The 14,863-nt window shown below is 72.7% G+C and carries 17 protein-coding genes; 10 read left to right on the top strand and 7 right to left on the bottom strand.

Translation table 11 applies throughout. The features are described 5' to 3' along the window. Positions 1–17: 17 nt before the first annotated feature. The 4 genes from DFI_RS20035 to DFI_RS01270 form a co-directional block, all read right to left on the bottom strand. Positions 18–203 carry a hypothetical protein gene (locus DFI_RS20035; RefSeq protein WP_027463560.1) on the bottom strand — a complete coding sequence of 62 codons (186 nt, stop codon included), beginning with the start codon at positions 201–203 and terminating at the stop codon, positions 18–20. Positions 204–213: 10 nt separating this feature from the next. Beyond that, the gene (locus tag DFI_RS01260) at positions 214–939 is read right to left on the bottom strand and encodes an SHOCT-like domain-containing protein (RefSeq protein ID WP_027463559.1); all 726 of its coding nucleotides are present in this window, start codon (positions 937–939) and stop codon (positions 214–216) included. Then, on the bottom strand, positions 936–1,244 hold the full coding sequence (locus DFI_RS01265; protein ID WP_027463558.1) for a hypothetical protein: 309 nt from the start codon (positions 1,242–1,244) through the stop codon (positions 936–938). The genes DFI_RS01260 and DFI_RS01265 overlap by 4 nt, the downstream gene beginning before the upstream one ends. Positions 1,245–1,348: 104 nt before the next feature. Next, a complete protein-coding gene (locus tag DFI_RS01270) occupies positions 1,349–2,209 on the bottom strand; it encodes a DUF4097 family beta strand repeat-containing protein (RefSeq protein ID WP_027463557.1) in 861 nt (286 codons plus the stop codon). Between the two features lie 215 nt (positions 2,210–2,424). On the opposite strand from DFI_RS01270, the gene DFI_RS01275 reads away from it, so the two are divergent. From DFI_RS01275 to DFI_RS01285, 3 genes are all read left to right on the top strand, one after another. Continuing rightward, positions 2,425–3,810 (top strand): ribonuclease R family protein, encoded by a 1,386-nt coding sequence (locus tag DFI_RS01275; protein WP_027463556.1) that lies wholly within the window; start codon positions 2,425–2,427, stop codon positions 3,808–3,810. Positions 3,811–3,957: 147 nt separating this feature from the next. Further along, positions 3,958–4,227, top strand: coding sequence for a hypothetical protein (locus tag DFI_RS01280; RefSeq protein WP_027463555.1), 270 nt, complete (start codon positions 3,958–3,960; stop codon positions 4,225–4,227). 68 nt (positions 4,228–4,295) lie between these two features. Continuing rightward, positions 4,296–4,667, top strand: coding sequence for a hypothetical protein (locus DFI_RS01285; RefSeq protein WP_244940292.1), 372 nt, complete (start codon positions 4,296–4,298; stop codon positions 4,665–4,667). A 15-nt stretch (positions 4,668–4,682) separates the two neighbouring features. Here DFI_RS01285 and DFI_RS01290 read toward each other — a convergent pair whose 3' ends face one another. After that, positions 4,683–4,946, bottom strand: a complete 264-nt coding sequence (locus DFI_RS01290) for a hypothetical protein (protein WP_027463553.1) — start codon at positions 4,944–4,946, stop codon at positions 4,683–4,685. 48 nt (positions 4,947–4,994) lie between these two features. On the opposite strand from DFI_RS01290, the gene DFI_RS01295 reads away from it, so the two are divergent. Next, positions 4,995–6,062 carry an agmatine deiminase family protein gene (locus DFI_RS01295; protein ID WP_051308013.1) on the top strand — a complete coding sequence of 356 codons (1,068 nt, stop codon included), beginning with the start codon at positions 4,995–4,997 and terminating at the stop codon, positions 6,060–6,062. A gap of 49 nt (positions 6,063–6,111) precedes the next feature. Further along, positions 6,112–7,272, top strand: coding sequence for a GNAT family N-acetyltransferase (locus DFI_RS01300; RefSeq protein WP_027463551.1), 1,161 nt, complete (start codon positions 6,112–6,114; stop codon positions 7,270–7,272). Between the two features lie 7 nt (positions 7,273–7,279). On the opposite strand, the gene DFI_RS01305 is transcribed toward DFI_RS01300, so the two are convergent. Continuing rightward, complete coding sequence (locus DFI_RS01305) at positions 7,280–7,906, bottom strand: DsbA family oxidoreductase (RefSeq protein WP_027463550.1); 627 nt, start codon at positions 7,904–7,906, stop codon at positions 7,280–7,282. A 105-nt stretch (positions 7,907–8,011) separates the two neighbouring features. On the opposite strand from DFI_RS01305, the gene DFI_RS01310 reads away from it, so the two are divergent. From DFI_RS01310 to DFI_RS01330, 5 genes are all read left to right on the top strand, one after another. Beyond that, positions 8,012–8,902 (top strand): peptidoglycan-binding domain-containing protein, encoded by an 891-nt coding sequence (locus tag DFI_RS01310; RefSeq protein WP_043778744.1) that lies wholly within the window; start codon positions 8,012–8,014, stop codon positions 8,900–8,902. Between the two features lie 125 nt (positions 8,903–9,027). Further along, a complete protein-coding gene (locus DFI_RS01315) occupies positions 9,028–10,833 on the top strand; it encodes an N-acetylmuramoyl-L-alanine amidase (RefSeq protein ID WP_027463548.1) in 1,806 nt (601 codons plus the stop codon). Between the two features lie 42 nt (positions 10,834–10,875). Continuing rightward, positions 10,876–11,283, top strand: coding sequence for an MGMT family protein (locus DFI_RS01320; RefSeq protein WP_022800488.1), 408 nt, complete (start codon positions 10,876–10,878; stop codon positions 11,281–11,283). A gap of 88 nt (positions 11,284–11,371) precedes the next feature. Then, positions 11,372–12,133, top strand: coding sequence for a c-type cytochrome (locus DFI_RS01325; protein WP_051308012.1), 762 nt, complete (start codon positions 11,372–11,374; stop codon positions 12,131–12,133). 174 nt (positions 12,134–12,307) lie between these two features. Further along, positions 12,308–14,161: an ABC transporter ATP-binding protein gene (locus DFI_RS01330; protein ID WP_027463546.1), complete on the top strand. Its 1,854-nt coding sequence runs from the start codon at positions 12,308–12,310 to the stop codon at positions 14,159–14,161. A gap of 55 nt (positions 14,162–14,216) precedes the next feature. Here DFI_RS01330 and DFI_RS01335 read toward each other — a convergent pair whose 3' ends face one another. Next, entirely contained in the window at positions 14,217–14,741 is a 525-nt protein-coding gene (locus DFI_RS01335) for a YsnF/AvaK domain-containing protein (RefSeq protein ID WP_051308010.1), read from the bottom strand. Positions 14,742–14,863: the final 122 nt, after the last annotated feature.

Here is a 14,863-nt window from a genome sequence, read left to right on the forward strand (position 1 = left end):
TACGTCATGCTAGGCGTTCAGGGCAGGTCCAGGCGCAACGGGGGCCGGGCGGGCGCCTGGGGGGGTGTGGGGTGCCAAGCGGACCAGCGGGCCAGCAGGGACGTGGAGGCGCTGGCGCGCACCTTCCGGGTGGCGGAGGCGGCGGTGTCCCGCTGGACCGGGTGGTCCGGGGACGCCGGGGGTGGGGTGAGGCGGGGCAGCATGCGCCGGGCCTTACCGGAGGATGATCTTGATGCTGTTGCCGTCGCTGTCCTCGGCGCTGATGAGTTCGCCGCTGGGTGCGCCGGACTCGATCAGGAGCTGCAGCGCCTCCAGGCTGAACCCGGCTTTTTCCAGGGCGCGGATGCCGTGCGCGGGAATCAGTTTTTCCAGGTGCGGCGCGAGGCTCAGGGGCAGGTTGGCGTTGTAGCTGTCGCCGTCCTCGGATTCCACCTGGATGCGCAGGACGCGGCTGCGGCCGGCGGTGGGTGAGGGGGGCCCGGCGGGGTCCCAGCTGTCCATGGTGCGTTCCATGTCGTGCGCGAACTGACTCATGTGGTCCTCCACGTTCTGCCCGAGGCGTTCGGCCTTCGCGGCGAATTTCTCGGCGGCCTGTTCCAGCTTCGCGGCGATGCGTTCGCCCAGGTCGTCCAGGCCCGGGCCGTGCCCGAAGTCCATGCGGCGTCCGCCGATCACGACCTGGGGCCGGCGGGGTGGGGGCGGCGGGGGGGGCGGGAAGCCGGGGTTGCCGGGGCCTTTCAGGCCGCGCAGGAGCAGCAGGTGCTCGGCGATCTGGTCGGTGTCCAAGTCGTCGCGGTCCAGCAGGGTGCGGATCAGGTCCTGGTCGCTGCCGATCAGCGCGAGGCGGCTGCTCAGGGCGGTGAGGAGGGGGGCGGCGTCGTCCAGGGTGAGTTTCCCGGCGCGGATCAGGTCCAGGATGCGTTTGACTTTCTCTTTCATACGTGGCCTCGGATGAGCAGGCGCCGGTGGTGGGCTTCGGCCTCGGCGGTGAGTCTGGCGCGCAGGTGCTGCCGCGCGTACTCGCGTTCGGCGTCAGGCGTGAACAGTTCGGTCAGCAGGGCGCGCAGCCGGGCCGTCAGGGTGGCGGGGGCGGGCGCCTGCACGCGGGCCGCGCGGATGGGCCGCAGGGCGCGCTGGCCGGCGCGGATCACGCGGTACCGCCGGGTGGGGGAGGCGGGGGCGCCCAGGGCGGGGCTCAGGCGGGTGGCGTGGGTGAGGTGGGGTGCGGGGGTGAGCTGGGTCATGTGCGGCCTCCTTTCCCGGCGGGTGGCGTGCTCCTGACGGGGCGGTGCGTGGGGCCTGCGGGGCGGTCGGCCCGGTCAGGCGGCGTGGGGGGCTGGGGGTGGGTTCAGCTGTAGAGGGCGACGCTGCCGCCGGTCACGCGGACGTTCAGGGTGGCGCTGCCGCCGCCGAGCACGCCGTGGTACCTGTGCGTGGCGAACTGTCCGGTGCGGGTGGTGGGGAAGTCGGCCTTCAGGTTGCCGGCGGTGGCCTGACCGTTCAGGGTGACGCTGCTGCCGGGCGCGAGGTCCAGGCGGGCGCTGCCGCCGGCGACGGTCACGGTGTGCTGCCCTTCGCTGAGGTGCCCCTGCCAGGCGAGGCTGCCGCCGGCGACGGTGGCGTTCAGGGCGCGGCCCTCCTCGATGCGGGCGCTGCCGCCGCCGATGGTGAGCTGCGTGCCGCCGTGAACGGCGCCGGCTTTCAGGCTGCCGCCGCCGATGCTGGCGTTCAGGGCGTGGGTGCTGTGCAGGGTGACGCTGCCGCCGCCGATCTTCAGGTGCGCTTCGCCGCGCAGGTCGGGCAGGTTCAGGCTGCCGCCGCCGACGAGGCCGCGCACGTTCTGCGGCTGGAAGGGCACGGTCAGGATGGCGCGCAGGTCGCTCCAGCCGGTGTGCCGGTGGCCGGGGGTGCGGCTGACCTTCCAGCCGTCCGGGGTGGCTTCCAGCATGAGTTCCTCAGGGCGGGTGGCGTTCAGCTGCGGGGCGGGCACGCGGGGGTCGTGGACGACCTGCAGGGTGTACCCGCTGATTTCCAGGTGCAGGTTGGCGCGGTCGGTGGCGGTCCCTTCGGGCGGGGTGGGGAAGTCCGGGGCGCTGTCCTCTTCGGCGGGGTGGAGCAGGCCGGCGGCCTCCTCGGCGGTGAGTTTGCCTTCGGCCACCAGACGCTCCACCTGCGAGCGGAAATCTTCGTTCGGGGTTGTGTCACTCATACTCGCCTCCTGAGAGAATAGAAACATAGAAATCACTGATTGTCAAATCAGATTTTACATACCGTGAGATGCTGGAAGGAGAGAGGCGTCTCAGACAGAGTTTTCAAGAACCTTTCATCCAGCTCTCTGAACCGGGTATAAAACCGGGATTGCCAATCAGCGAGCCGCCTCATCCCTTCCCGGCGGTCACGAGGCCGGCGCTTATGCTGGAAGCGATGACCGTCACGCCCGAACTCACGCCCGCGCAGCGCACCGAGGTGGAACTGCTCGCCCGCGGCAAACAGGAAAAAAGCCGCACCCTGCGCGACCTGAAACTCCCGGAAACCCCGGAGGCCGCCCACGCCCTGCTGCTGCGCCTGGGCGTCTGGACCGAGGCGCACACCCCGTACGCCGACCGGCTGCAGGCCGCCCTGAGCCCCGTTGCCCTGCCCGTGCCCGCCTTCCCGGACGAAGCGCGCCTGGACCTGACGCACCTGCCGGGCTTCGCCATCGACGACGAGGGCAACCGCGACCCGGACGACGCCGTGGCCGTCGAGGCCCTGGCAGGCGGCCTGACCAGGCTGTGGGTGCACGTCGCGGACGTCTCGGCGCTGGTGCCGCCGGACAGCCCGCTGGACCAGGAGGCCCGCGCGCGCGGCGCCACGCTGTACCTCCCGGACCGCACGGTCGGCATGCTCCCGGACGCCCTGGTCGAGCAGGCCGGCCTGGGCCTGCACGACGTGACGCCCGCCCTGTCGGTGTCGCTGGACCTGGACGCCGAGGGCAACGCCGAGGCGGTGGACGTGCAGCTCACCCGCGTGCGCGTGCAGCGCCTCACGTACTCGCAGGCGCAGGCGCAGCTGGACGCCGGGCAGGAGCCGTTCGTGACCCTGGCCCGCCTGGCCCGCGCCAGCCGGCAGCTGCGCGAATCGGAAGGTGCCCTGAGCATCGACCTGCCGGAGGTGCGCGTGAAGGCCGACGAGCACGGGGCCAGCGTGACGCCCCTGCCGAAACCCGAGATGCGGCAGGTGGTGCAGGAGTGCATGACCCTGGCCGGCTGGGGCGCGGCGATCTTCGCGGATGACAACGAGATCCCTCTGCCGTTCGCCACGCAGGACCACCCCACCCGCGAGGTCCGTGGGGACACCCTGAGTGCGCAGTGGGCTCGGCGCAAGACGCTGGCCCGCACGCGCTTCCAGCCGTCGCCGGGCCCGCACCACGGCATGGGCCTGGACCTGTACGCGCAGGTCACCAGCCCCATGCGCCGCTACCTGGACCTGGTGGTGCACCAGCAGCTCCGGGCGTTCCTGGCCGGCGGGGAGCCGATGCCGGGCAAGGTGATGGCCTCGCATATCGCGCAGGCGCAGCTGAACGCGGACGGCACCCGGCAGGCCGAGCGCCTGAGCCGACGGCATCACACGCTGCGGTTCGTGGCCGCGCAGCCTGATCGCGTGTGGGACGCGGTGGTCGTGGACCGGCGGGGCCCGCAGGCGACCCTGCTGATCCCGGACCTGGCCTTCGACGTGCCGATGAGCACGCCCGCGGCGCCCGGCACGGCCCTGCGTGTGCAGCTCACGGACGTGAACCTGCCGGCGCTGAGTGTCCGGGTCCGGGCGGTGTGAGGGGGATGGCCTGGCCGGGCCCGCTTCAGGCAGGCGCGAAATGGACGCGGTTCATTTACGACTGGGGCGAAGAATGCCGCGCTGCACGTCCCGAAACCTGCTTCACCTTGCATTCATGCACCGGGGGGCCTGATTACACTGCCCCCCATGAGCGCCGTGAGCAGCATGAGTGACATCGTGGCCCTACGCATCAGTCACTGCCGTGCCGAACAGGCCGCCAAAGACCGCATGTACCACCTGGCCGTCATGCACTACCGCGACTGCCTGAACGCCGCCGAACGCCGCCAGGACGCGCGCGCCACCGAATTCTTCGCCCTGCAGCTCGCCCGCTGCTACGAGCACATGGGGCTGCGTGACAAGGCCGCCCAGTTCCGCGCGCTCGCGGAACCCGGCCCCGACGTCCACCCCCTCGCCTGATCCCCCTTCACGGCACGGCGGCCCGTCAGCGGCCCTTCAGGCTCCGGGCCTACGCTGCGCCCATGCCCATGACCCGCACGTCCCCCCCGGCCCTGTCCCGCCTCCTGCGCCCCGCCGCCCTGGGGGCCGCGCTGCTGCTCCCGGCCGCCAGCGCCGCCACCCTCACCCTGAGCGCCGGGCAGAGCGGGCAGCTGGGCGATCAGCGCGTCACGGTCGTGCGCGTGCAGGACAACCGCTGCCCCATCAACGCCCGCTGCATCCGCGCGGGCGAACTGATCGTGAAGGTCCTGGTCGGCCAGGGCCGCGCCCTGCGGTTCCTGACACTGGAACTGCCCGCCCCGCAGGACGCCGCCTGGAAGGGCCTGCGCGTCCTGTCCGCACCGGGCCGCGCCACGAATGACCGCCGCCCGGTGCCGGTCACGTTCAGCGACCAGCCCTGACCGGCCCCGGGCGGCTCAGGCCTGCCGGTCCAGGCCTTCCAGCACCCCTTCCACGAACGCCACGGCCTCCGCCTGGGTGGGAAAGCGCCGCACCGGGAACAGCTTTTCCTGGAACGACACGATCACCTCGAACGCCCCGGTCGCCTCGTGCAGTTCCTCCAGCGCCGGACCGCCCTCACGGGTCGCGGTGCTTTGCAGGTGCGGCCGCACCGCCAGCACGTCCACGCGGTTCAGGTTCAGCCACGCGGCCTCGTCGGCGACTTTCAGGAAGCGGCCCATGCGCCCCAGCGTACCGCGGCCCCATGCGGAACTGCTCTAATGCGGGGCATGCAGCACCTCGCGCCCGCCGACGCCACGCCCCGCGACCTGGGGTTCGCCATGCCCGCCGAGTGGGAGAAGCACGCCGCCACCTGGATGAGCTGGCCCGCCGACGACGACCTGTGGTTCGGGCACCTGGACGGCGTGCGCGCCGAGTTCGCGGAGCTGGTCGCCACCATCGCCCGCTTCGAGCCGGTGCACCTGCTCGTCCGCGACGAGGAGAGCGACACGGACGCCCGCGCGCGCCTGGGCAACGCCAACGTGAAGTACCACCGCGTCCCCCTGGACGACGTGTGGATGCGCGACAACGGCCCCATCTTCGTGCAGCGGCACGTAGACGGCCGCACCGAGGTCAGCCTGGTCAACTGGAAGTTCAACGCCTGGGGCGGCAAGTTCCACTTCGCCAACGACGACCGCGTGCCGGAGTACGTGGCCGGCACCATGAACGCCGCCCACTGGGACATGAACATCGTGCTTGAAGGCGGCGGCCTGGAAGTGAACGGCGCGGGCGTGGGCCTCACCACCCGCTCCTGCTTCCTGACCGACACCCGCAACCCCGGCCTGACCGAGGAGGGCTACACGCTGCTGCTGCACGACCTGCTGGGCGTGCAGAAACTCCTGTGGCTGGACGGCGGCCTGGAAAACGACCACACCGACGGGCACATCGACACCATCACCCGCTTCACCGACCCGCGCACCATCGTGACCAGCGTGGAACCCGACCCGGCCGACCCGAACCACGCCGTCATGGCGAAAAACCTCCAGGACCTGCGCGCCATGACCGACGCCGACGGCCAGCCCTTCCGCATCGTGGAGCTGCCCCTCCCGGCCGAGTACCTGGAAGGCGCCGAGGGGCGGCTCCCGCCCACCTACGCGAACTTCTACATCGGCAACGGGTTCGTGGTCGTCCCTCAGTACGGCGACCCGAACGACGCCCGCGCCCTGGAAGTCCTGCGGCCCCTGTTCCCGGACCGCGAGGTGATCGGCCTGCCCAGCCGCCAGATCATCGAGGGCGGCGGCAGCTTCCACTGCGTCACGCAGCAGCAGCCGGCCGGCGTGGTCTGGAAGGGCGAGTAGGCCGGAACGCCGACCTGGACCGCCCGGGCCGCGTGTGCCACCCTGGGCCGTGACCCACATCGACCTGGGCGGCGGGTACTCGGCCCGCCCCATCCCCCACGCGGCGTACCAGGACGCCTGCACCCGCCTGGAAGACCGGATCTTCGGCGGGGGCTGGCTGTACGACTTCGGCCCGGCCCCCAAGGCGCCCCCGCCGCTGGGCGAGACCTTCACCTGGGGCCTGTACCACGCGGGCCCCCAGGGAGAGGCCCTGATCGGCTGGAGCCACGCGCAGCAGCAGGACGAACGGACCGTGTACATGGCCGACACCGGCCTGCTGCCCGAACACCAGGGCCACGGGCTGTACACCCGCCTGCTGCCGCACCTGCTGGGCACCTTCCGCGCCGCCGGGTACACGCTGGTGAAAAGCCACCACCGCGCCACGAACAACCGCGTGCTCATCCCCAAACTCCGCGCCGGGTTCACCGTGCAGGGCCTCAACCTGTACGAGGGCGGCCTGAACGCCGCCCTGACCCTCGCGCTGGACGGGGCGTATGCCGGTGCGCAGCACGTCCGCAGCGGCTTCCGGCCCGCCACTGGAGAAACGGCCCGGCGCCTGGGCGTGCCGGCTGCCGCCCCCCACCCGGCCCTGCCGGCGCCCGAGGTCCCGCTCCCGGACGTGGTGGGCCCGGCCGTGGACCTGGGCGGCGGGTACCGCCTGCACCGCGTGCCGTACGACGTGTACCAGGGCGTGTACGGGCAGCTGGAAGCCGCCGCGTACGAGACGGTGTCCTTCGACTGGCAGGCCCCCCCGCTGCTCTCCCCCCCGGACCTGCCGCGCTATACGTGGCTGATCGGCCATGAGGGGCAGGTCGCCGGCTGGCAGTACTCCCGGCAGTGGGACGCCCGCACGGCGTACATGGTGAACACCGCCCTGCTGCCCGCCCACCGCGGCCAGGGCGTGTACTCGCGCCTGCTGCCCGTGATCCTGAAGGCCCTGCGCGCCGAGGGCTACGCCGTGGTGCGCAGCCACCACCACGCCACCAACAACGCGGTGATCGTGCCGAAACTCCGCGCCGGGTTCCGCCTGCAGGGCCTGGAAGTGGACGAGCACGGCGTGATGGCCGTGCTGCACCACAGTTTCGACCCGGTGTACCGCGCCTACATGGACGTCCGCAGCGGCCTGACCCGCCCGACCGGCGAGGTCGCGCGCCGCCTCGGCCTGGACTGAGCGGCGCTTACTTCGCCGGGCGGTGTTTCGCGCGCTTGATCGTGCCGATCCCGGCCTCGCTGCCCAGCACCGTGCGGTACAGGCTCCAGCGCTCCCGGGCCACGGCGGGGTCGCGGGTCAGGTGCTCGAAGCGGTAGTAGGCGGCCGCGCCGTCCGGCAGCACGAACGTCGGCGTGCCGAACACCCCGATCTCCGCCGCGGCGTCCAGTTCCGCGCGCAGGTCCGCGCGGCGCGCCACGTCGTCGGCGCGGTCCTGCGCCCAGCGCTCCAGGTCCAGCCCGGCGTCCTGCGCGGCCTGCGCGAAGGCCGGTTCGTTCAGGTCCTGCCTGGCCTCGTGGCGGGCGCGCAGCAGGGCCAGCGTGAACGCCCAGCGGGCCTCCTCACCCTGCAGGGCGGCGGCCTGCGCGGCCAGAAACGCCTGCAGGCTCTGCTCCTGCCAGCCGCCCTCCCCGCCCGCCGGCGCGGCCTGCGCGGTGATCTGCCAGGTGCGGGCGCCCGCGTTGTCCGGGTGGTTGCCCTCCACCAGCGAGTAGTGCCGCAGCCGGAAGGGTTCACCCTCGGCGCGCAGCACCGCCGCCAGCTCCACGCCGCGCCACGCGTACGGGCACAGGAAATCCAGGTACAGGTCCGTCATGCGCCCGAGTCTAGGCCCTGCCGGGCGGCCGTCCCTGAGGGCTTGCTGAACCCGGCGCGGGGGCGGGCTCAGCCCGCGTCAGGTCCGGCGTGCTACCACTGCCTGATGAGGCCCCTGCTGCTGCCCGCCCTGACCCTGACCGCCCTGCTGGGCAGCGCGCAGGCCGCGCCCGGCGCGCCGGACCTGGAGGCGGCCGCCACCCGGGTGGCGCAGGCGCTGGACGGCGTGGTGCGCAACTGCCCGGCCGCGTACGCGAAGATCGGCACGGCCGCCAAGCGCTGCGTGGGGGCGCCCAGCACCACCGAGCAGACCCGCATGAAACTCACCGCCGCCCTCAAGGACGATCTGCACGGCGTGTGGCGCAGCCGGGACGAGCAGCGCAGCGTCTACAACTGGCTGCGCACCCCGGGCGGGTTCGTGTACCTGCGCCTGCAGCCCGATCCGGACGGCCGCGCCGAGACGCTGGTGTACCTGGACGTGCCGCCCGAGGCCGTGCCCGCCGCGGCCGGCAGTGCAGCCCCCACGCCGCCCGCGGTGACGGTGACCTCCGAGACGGGCACGGTCACCATCAGCCGCCCGGCGGAGCCCCCGAAAGCCCCGGCGGCCCCCGCGGTGAAACCGGCGGCGCCGTCACCGACCACCCCGGTCCCGAAGTCGGCCGCGGAGCCCAGACCGGCCACGCCGCCTGCTTCTGCCGCCGCGCCGCGCCCGGCGGTGATGGCGCCGGTGCCGTTCCGGCGGGTGCTGGGGGTGCAGTCGCCCCGGATGAACGGGTCGGATGTGCTGGCCGTGCAGAACCGCCTGATCGCGCTGACGCTGGGGGGCGCGGGCGGACGGGGTGACGGGTGGTACGGGCCGGTGACGGCCGCGACCGTGCGGGCCTTCCAGGCGGTGAACGGGTTACCGGTGACGGGGCGGGTGGATGAGGCCACGTGGCGGCGCCTGTTCTCAGATTCGGCGCGGCCGTTCCAGATAAAGGCCGTGTCCGGCTCCTGAGGCGGGGCTTGGCATCTGGTCTTTCCAGCGTCTGGGAGGGCGGGGGGGCCACGTGACCCCTCTACAACTTTCGGATGAGGGCCTTGATGCTGTTCTCATGCATAAACAACGCAAAATGGATGTATATGCTGCGGTCTGTCATCCTGCTCTCATCTTTTCTCGTGATGGCCACCCCCCACACCCTGGCGCAGACCAATGCCCAGCCCGACCCCTTCCAGCGCAGCGCCCCCACCCAGAACACCCCGGTCCTCCAGACCACCCAGACGCCCGTCGCCCAGGCCGCCCCACCCAGCCTGCCCGCGCAGGCTCCCAGCTTCGGGTCGCCCCGCACCAGCAGTGACAGCAGCACCACCCGCGTGGTCTTCGACCTGCCCACCGGGGTCGCCTACACCCTCACGCCCACCTTCACCGGCCTGCGCCTGGACGTCCGCGGCGCGCGCATCACGCCCGCCGTCACCGCCCGGCTGGGCCCCAGCGTCACCGAGTACCGCGCCACCAGCACCAACGTGCTGCTGAGCACGCCCTTTCCCCTGGCCCTCAGTGACGGCTGGCGCGCCTCGGAAGCCACCCTGGCCTCCGGCAGCCGCGTGCTGATCCTGGAATTCGGCCCCACCCTCAGCGGCGGCGCCGGGCCCACCCTGAAGGCCGGCACGCTGAAGGTCGCCGGCGTGGCGGCCCCCGCTCCCGCGCCTGCCGTGACGGCCGTGGCCCCGGTCACCGCCAGCGCGAAACCCCAGCCGCTGGTGCCCGTGGCGAAGCAGCCCACCAACCTGCCGGTGGGCCTGCCGCCCGGCGACACCCTCACCAGCGGCCAGGGCCTGCCGGCCGCGCCCATCCTGCCGTCCGCGCCGGACCAGAACACCCCCAATGTCACCGCCGGGCGCGTGCCGGGCAGCGTGCAGGCCGGCGCGACCCTGGCGCAGCCCCGCCTGGGCAAGAACCCCGGGCAGACGCGCGTGGTGCTGGACCTGCCGCCCGGCACCGGGTACCGCATCGTGCCCAGCGGCCTGAGCCTGCGCGTGGAACTGACCGGCGTCACCGCCGCGCCGCAGGAATCCACGGACGTCTCCCCGGAACTGCGCAGCTGGCGGTACAGCCAGGAGGGCGGCACGCTGGTCGCCACCCTGGTCACCGGCACGCCCATGAGCATGCGCCGCGGCTGGCACGTGCAGCTGCTGCCGCCCCTGGCCGGCGACCGCTCCCGGCTGGTGCTGGACCTCTCCCCGGCGTACGCCGACCTGACACCCCTGCCGGCCGCGCAGCGCCAGATCGCCGCGGTGCCCCCAGTCCCCGCCACGCGCGGCACCGCCATGCTGGCCCTGAGCGCCAGTTACGTGCAGCCGCGCGTGGTGATCGACCCCGGGCACGGCGGCAAGGACCCGGGCGCGGTGGGCATCATCGTGGAGAAGGAAGTGAACCTGGAGATCGCCCGCCGCGTCCAGACCCTGCTGCGCGCCGCCGGGGTGGACGCCGTGCTCACGCGCGCCAACGACACCTTCATCCCGCTGGAGGGCCGCCCGGCGATCGCCTCGCCCGGCACGCAGCTGTTCGTGAGCATTCACGTGAACTCCACCGAACCGTACGCGGCGCTGCGCAACTACGGCATCGAGACGTGGTGGAACCCCAACCACCCGCTGTCCAGCAACCTCGCGCAGGTGCTGCAGGACAACATGGTCGAGATGACCGGCGCGGTGTCCCGCGGCCTGAAAAACCGCACGTCGCTGTCGGTCCTGCGCAACAGCCGCGTGCCGGCCGCGCTGGTCGAGGTGGGCTTTACCAGCCACCCTATCGAGGGCCAGAACCTGCTGGACAGCAACTACCTGGACCGCCTCGCGGTGGGCATCGCGCGCGGCATCCGGCAGGCGCTGATCACCGGCATCACCGCCAGCGGCTCCGGCACGCCGGTCGCGGCGGGCGGCGCCGGGAAGTAAACACCCGGCCCGTTCGGGCGCCGGGCGTGCTGGAATGGGCGCATGACCACGCCTGACCCGACCGACCTGCCGCTGGGCTTCCGTGACCGCGTGCTGGCCCTGGTGGCCCGCATCCCGCCGGGGCGGGTGATGACCTACGGGCAGCTGGCGCTGCTGGCCGGGCAGCCCGGCGCGGCGCGGCAGGCGGGGTTCGTGCTGAACTCCCTGATGGGCGGCACGGACCTGCCCTGGCAGCGGGTGATCAACGCGCAGGGTCGCGTGAGCACCCACAAGCTGGGCTTCGGGGACGTGCAGCAGAAACTGCTGGAGGCCGAGGGCGTGGTGTTCGACGCGTCCGGCCGCTGCGACCTGAAGGCGCGCCAGTGGTGGCCGGACGAGGACCGCAATGCCCCGCCGGAACCGATGCTGGGCATGTTGCCGCCCCGCCGGAACGGCCCGCAGGACGCCTGACCGGGCGGGATGTGGGCGCGCTCAGGCGGCGTGAAGGAAAGCCTGAACGTCCCGTCCGGCGCGGCGGGAGGCGTCGTATGCTGAACGGATGAACGCCACACCACACCACCGTCAGGCGGGCAGCGCCACGTCCTGGATTGCGGGGGCGACCCTGGGCCTGCTGCTGGGCGCCACGCTGCTGATCGCCATTCCCCGCACGCTGGGCGGCGGCGAGCCGGTCGGTCAGGAAATCAGCGCGGAAAGCCCGGACATCGAGAGCGCCAACAACACCGAGGCCGGCAGCATGGAGTCCGGCACCGCCAGCGTCGGCAACCCGACCAGCAGCACCACCAGCAACGACGAGGCCGTGACCGCCGAGGCGATCGCGCCGGAGGCGAACACCACCACCTCCACCCCCACCACCCCGGACACCGCCGGCGGTGAGGGCAGCGACATGGGCAGCGCGGCGGGCGGCGGCGCCATGGACGAGACCGGCAGCGGCGGCGCGGACGGCAGTGGCGAGGCGGCCATGCCCGGCGCGGCCGCCGGTGAGCCCACCCCGGGCGGCGTGGCGGTGGCCCCGGGCGGCACGGCCGCCGAGAACGCCGCGGACAGCGGCGACGCGAACGCAGGCAAGAGCACCTTCGCGTCCAGCTGCGCCGGCTGCCACGGCGCCGAAGGGCAGGGCGGCATCGGGCCGGCCATGACCAAGGACGCGAACAAGTGGACGGCGGCGCAGTTCACGGCCGCGGTGCGCGAGGGCAAGGCCCCCGGGCGCGATCTGGCGCCGATGATGCCGCACTTCACCGCCTCGCAGCTGTCCGACGCGGACCTGAACAACATCTACGCCTGGGTGAAATCCCTGCAGTAACCGGTGACCCCAACGGGCCGCCCTGGATAGTGCAGGGCGGCTTTTTCGTGTCTGGTCGGCGCTGCTTTTCGGGAGACGCGCTCCCCTACGGCACGCATGGTACCGCGCCCGGCCGCGCGGCAGGGCCGCACCTGCCGCAGCGGCCGGCCGGGCCGGTCCCTACACTGCGCCCTCATGCCAGCACAGACACAGGCGAAGGAACTGACCGGGTGGGAACTCCTGCGGGTGCTGCGGCGGGCGCTGCCGGACCTGCTGCGCAGCGCGCCGCTGCTGGTGGGCGGCATGTTCCTGGCCGGGCTGGTGCAGGGCCTGCTGCCGGCCGTGACCGTCCTGATCGGAAAGTGGACGGTGGACGGCGTGACCCGTCTCGCCGCGGGGGGGCAGGCGGACCTGACGGCCCTGGCCGCCGCGTGGGCCGGCGCGGCCCTGCTGGGGCAGGTGGCGTTCGCCGCGCGCGGCATGCTGCAGGGCTCCGTCGCCGACCACTTCACGGTGCAGACCGTGGCCCGCCTGATGGGCAAGATGGAGGCCCTGCCCGGCCTGGACGTGCTGGAGGACCCGCGCTTTCACGACGACGTGGAGATCCTGCAGACCGGGGCGTCCCACCGGCCGCTGAACCTCACGGCGGTGGTGCTGGCGCTGCTGAACGACGGGGTGGCGATCCTGGCGCTCGCGGCCACGCTGCTCACGGTGGGGTGGTGGGTGCCGCTGGTGGCCGTGGCGGGCCTGCTTCCGCTCGCGCGGCGGCAGATGGACCTGTACAGGCTCGGGTGGAGCCTCACCCTCCAGAAGACGCAGGAGGCCAGGGAGCTGAACTACCACCAGCGGGTGGCGATCCGGCACGAGTACGCCAAGGAAGTGCGCCTGTACGGCCTGCTGCCGCACCTGCGTGACGCGTACGTGGGGCGCGCCCGGGCGTACCAGCGCACCATGCGCGGCGTGCGCAACGCTCAGCTGGGCGGCGTGCTGCCGTACCAGGCGCTGTCGCTGCTGGTGACGGCCGGCATCTTCGCTTACGCCGTGCAGGCGGCGGGCACGGGCACCCTCACGGCCGGCGGGGTGGTGCTGGTGATCACCGCCCTGGGGCAGATGCGGGACCGCCTGGAGGCCCTGTCGAACATCGTCAGCAGCGGCACCGAGCACCTGCGCTGGTTCGGGCGGTACCATGCCTTCCTGGACGCCGCGCCGCGCGTCGCCCGGCCTGAGACCCCGCGCCCGCTGCCCGCCCGGCTGGACCTCACGCTGGAAGGCGTGAGCTTCGGGTACCGCGACGGCCCGGCCGTGCTGGAGGACGTGACCGTGCACATCCCGGAGGGGCAGGTGGTGGCCGTGGTCGGCGAGAACGGCGCGGGGAAAAGCACCCTGGTGAACCTGCTGCTGCGCTTCTACGATCCCCGCTCGGGGCGGGTGCTGGTGGGCGCTGGGGAGGCCCGGACGGACCTGCGGGACCTGGACCCGGCCGCGTGGCGCGCTCAGGTGGCGGCCGTGTTTCAGGACTTCGCGCGTTTTGAATGGACGCTGCGGGAGAACGTGACGCTGGGCCGGGCCGGCCTGCCGGCGGACCTGCACCGTGCGGTGCACGGCAGCGGCCTGAACGCTGTGCTGGAGCGCGTGGAGGGCGGCCTGGACGCCAGGATCGGCGCGGCGTTCGGCGGAATAGACCTGTCGGGCGGGCAGTGGCAGAAACTCGCGACCGCCCGCGCCCTGTACCGGGACGCGCGGCTGCTGATCCTGGATGAACCGACCGCGGCGCTGGACCCCCGCAGCGAGGCAGAGGTGTTCCAAGCCTTCGCGGCGCTGGCGCAGGGCCGGACCACGTTGCTGATCACGCACCGCCTGGGCAGCGTGCTGATGGCCGACCGCATTCTGGTGATGAAACGCGGCCGGCTGATCGAGGACGGCACGCACGCGTCCCTGCTGGCCGCCGGCGGCGAGTACGCGGAACTGTGGCAGCTGCAGGCGCGTCAGTACGCCGGGCAGGAGGGAAGGGGAGACGTCACGCCCACCGGTCCGGCCGTCCTCACCTGAACACCATGACAAGGCCGCGCCCCTTCAACCGTGGGAGCGCGGCCCGGAACGGGAATCAGACCGGGCGGTCCAGGCCGGCGATGCCCGGAGTAGGGTCCCCGTCGAGGCGCTGCACGGCGCCGTCCTCGGTCACGACGAGCTCCTCGCGGCCCAGCACGGCGTCGAACACGCGCTTTTCAGTCACGGTGCGCTTGCCGATGTTCACCTGTTCGGCCACCACGACCTGCTTGTCCACGGTCGCTTCCTCGCGGTACAGCGTGATTTCCCGCCGCGCGCCGGGCGCGAGCTCCACGCCGTCCACGATCACGCCGGGCGCGCCGGTGCCGCCGTGATGTTCGATCACCACGACCTCCGACACGAGCTCAACCGGGACCTTCACGGTCTCGCGGCGCAGTTCCCGGGTGAAGGTCACGCTGCCGGCCACCTCGCGGCGTTTCTCCACGATCAGCCGCTCCTCCCGCAGCTCGATCTGCCCCACGGGGCGCACGGTCTCGTCGCGCACGACCTCGCGCAGGCGGGTGGCGGTGCCGTCGGTCACGGAGTGGGTGTGGGACAGGTCGGTGTCTTCGTGGTCTGGCATGGGACCTCCTTTGGGGCTATTGGGGGATAGGAAGAACGCGGGGCGGCCACAGTCAGGGCCGCGTCCCGCGTTCGGAGGGGTGCAGTGGGTTCAGGGCGGCGGGTCAGGTGCTGCCCTGCAGC

The organism is Deinococcus ficus (assembly GCF_003444775.1).
Taxonomy (GTDB): domain Bacteria; phylum Deinococcota; class Deinococci; order Deinococcales; family Deinococcaceae; genus Deinococcus; species Deinococcus ficus.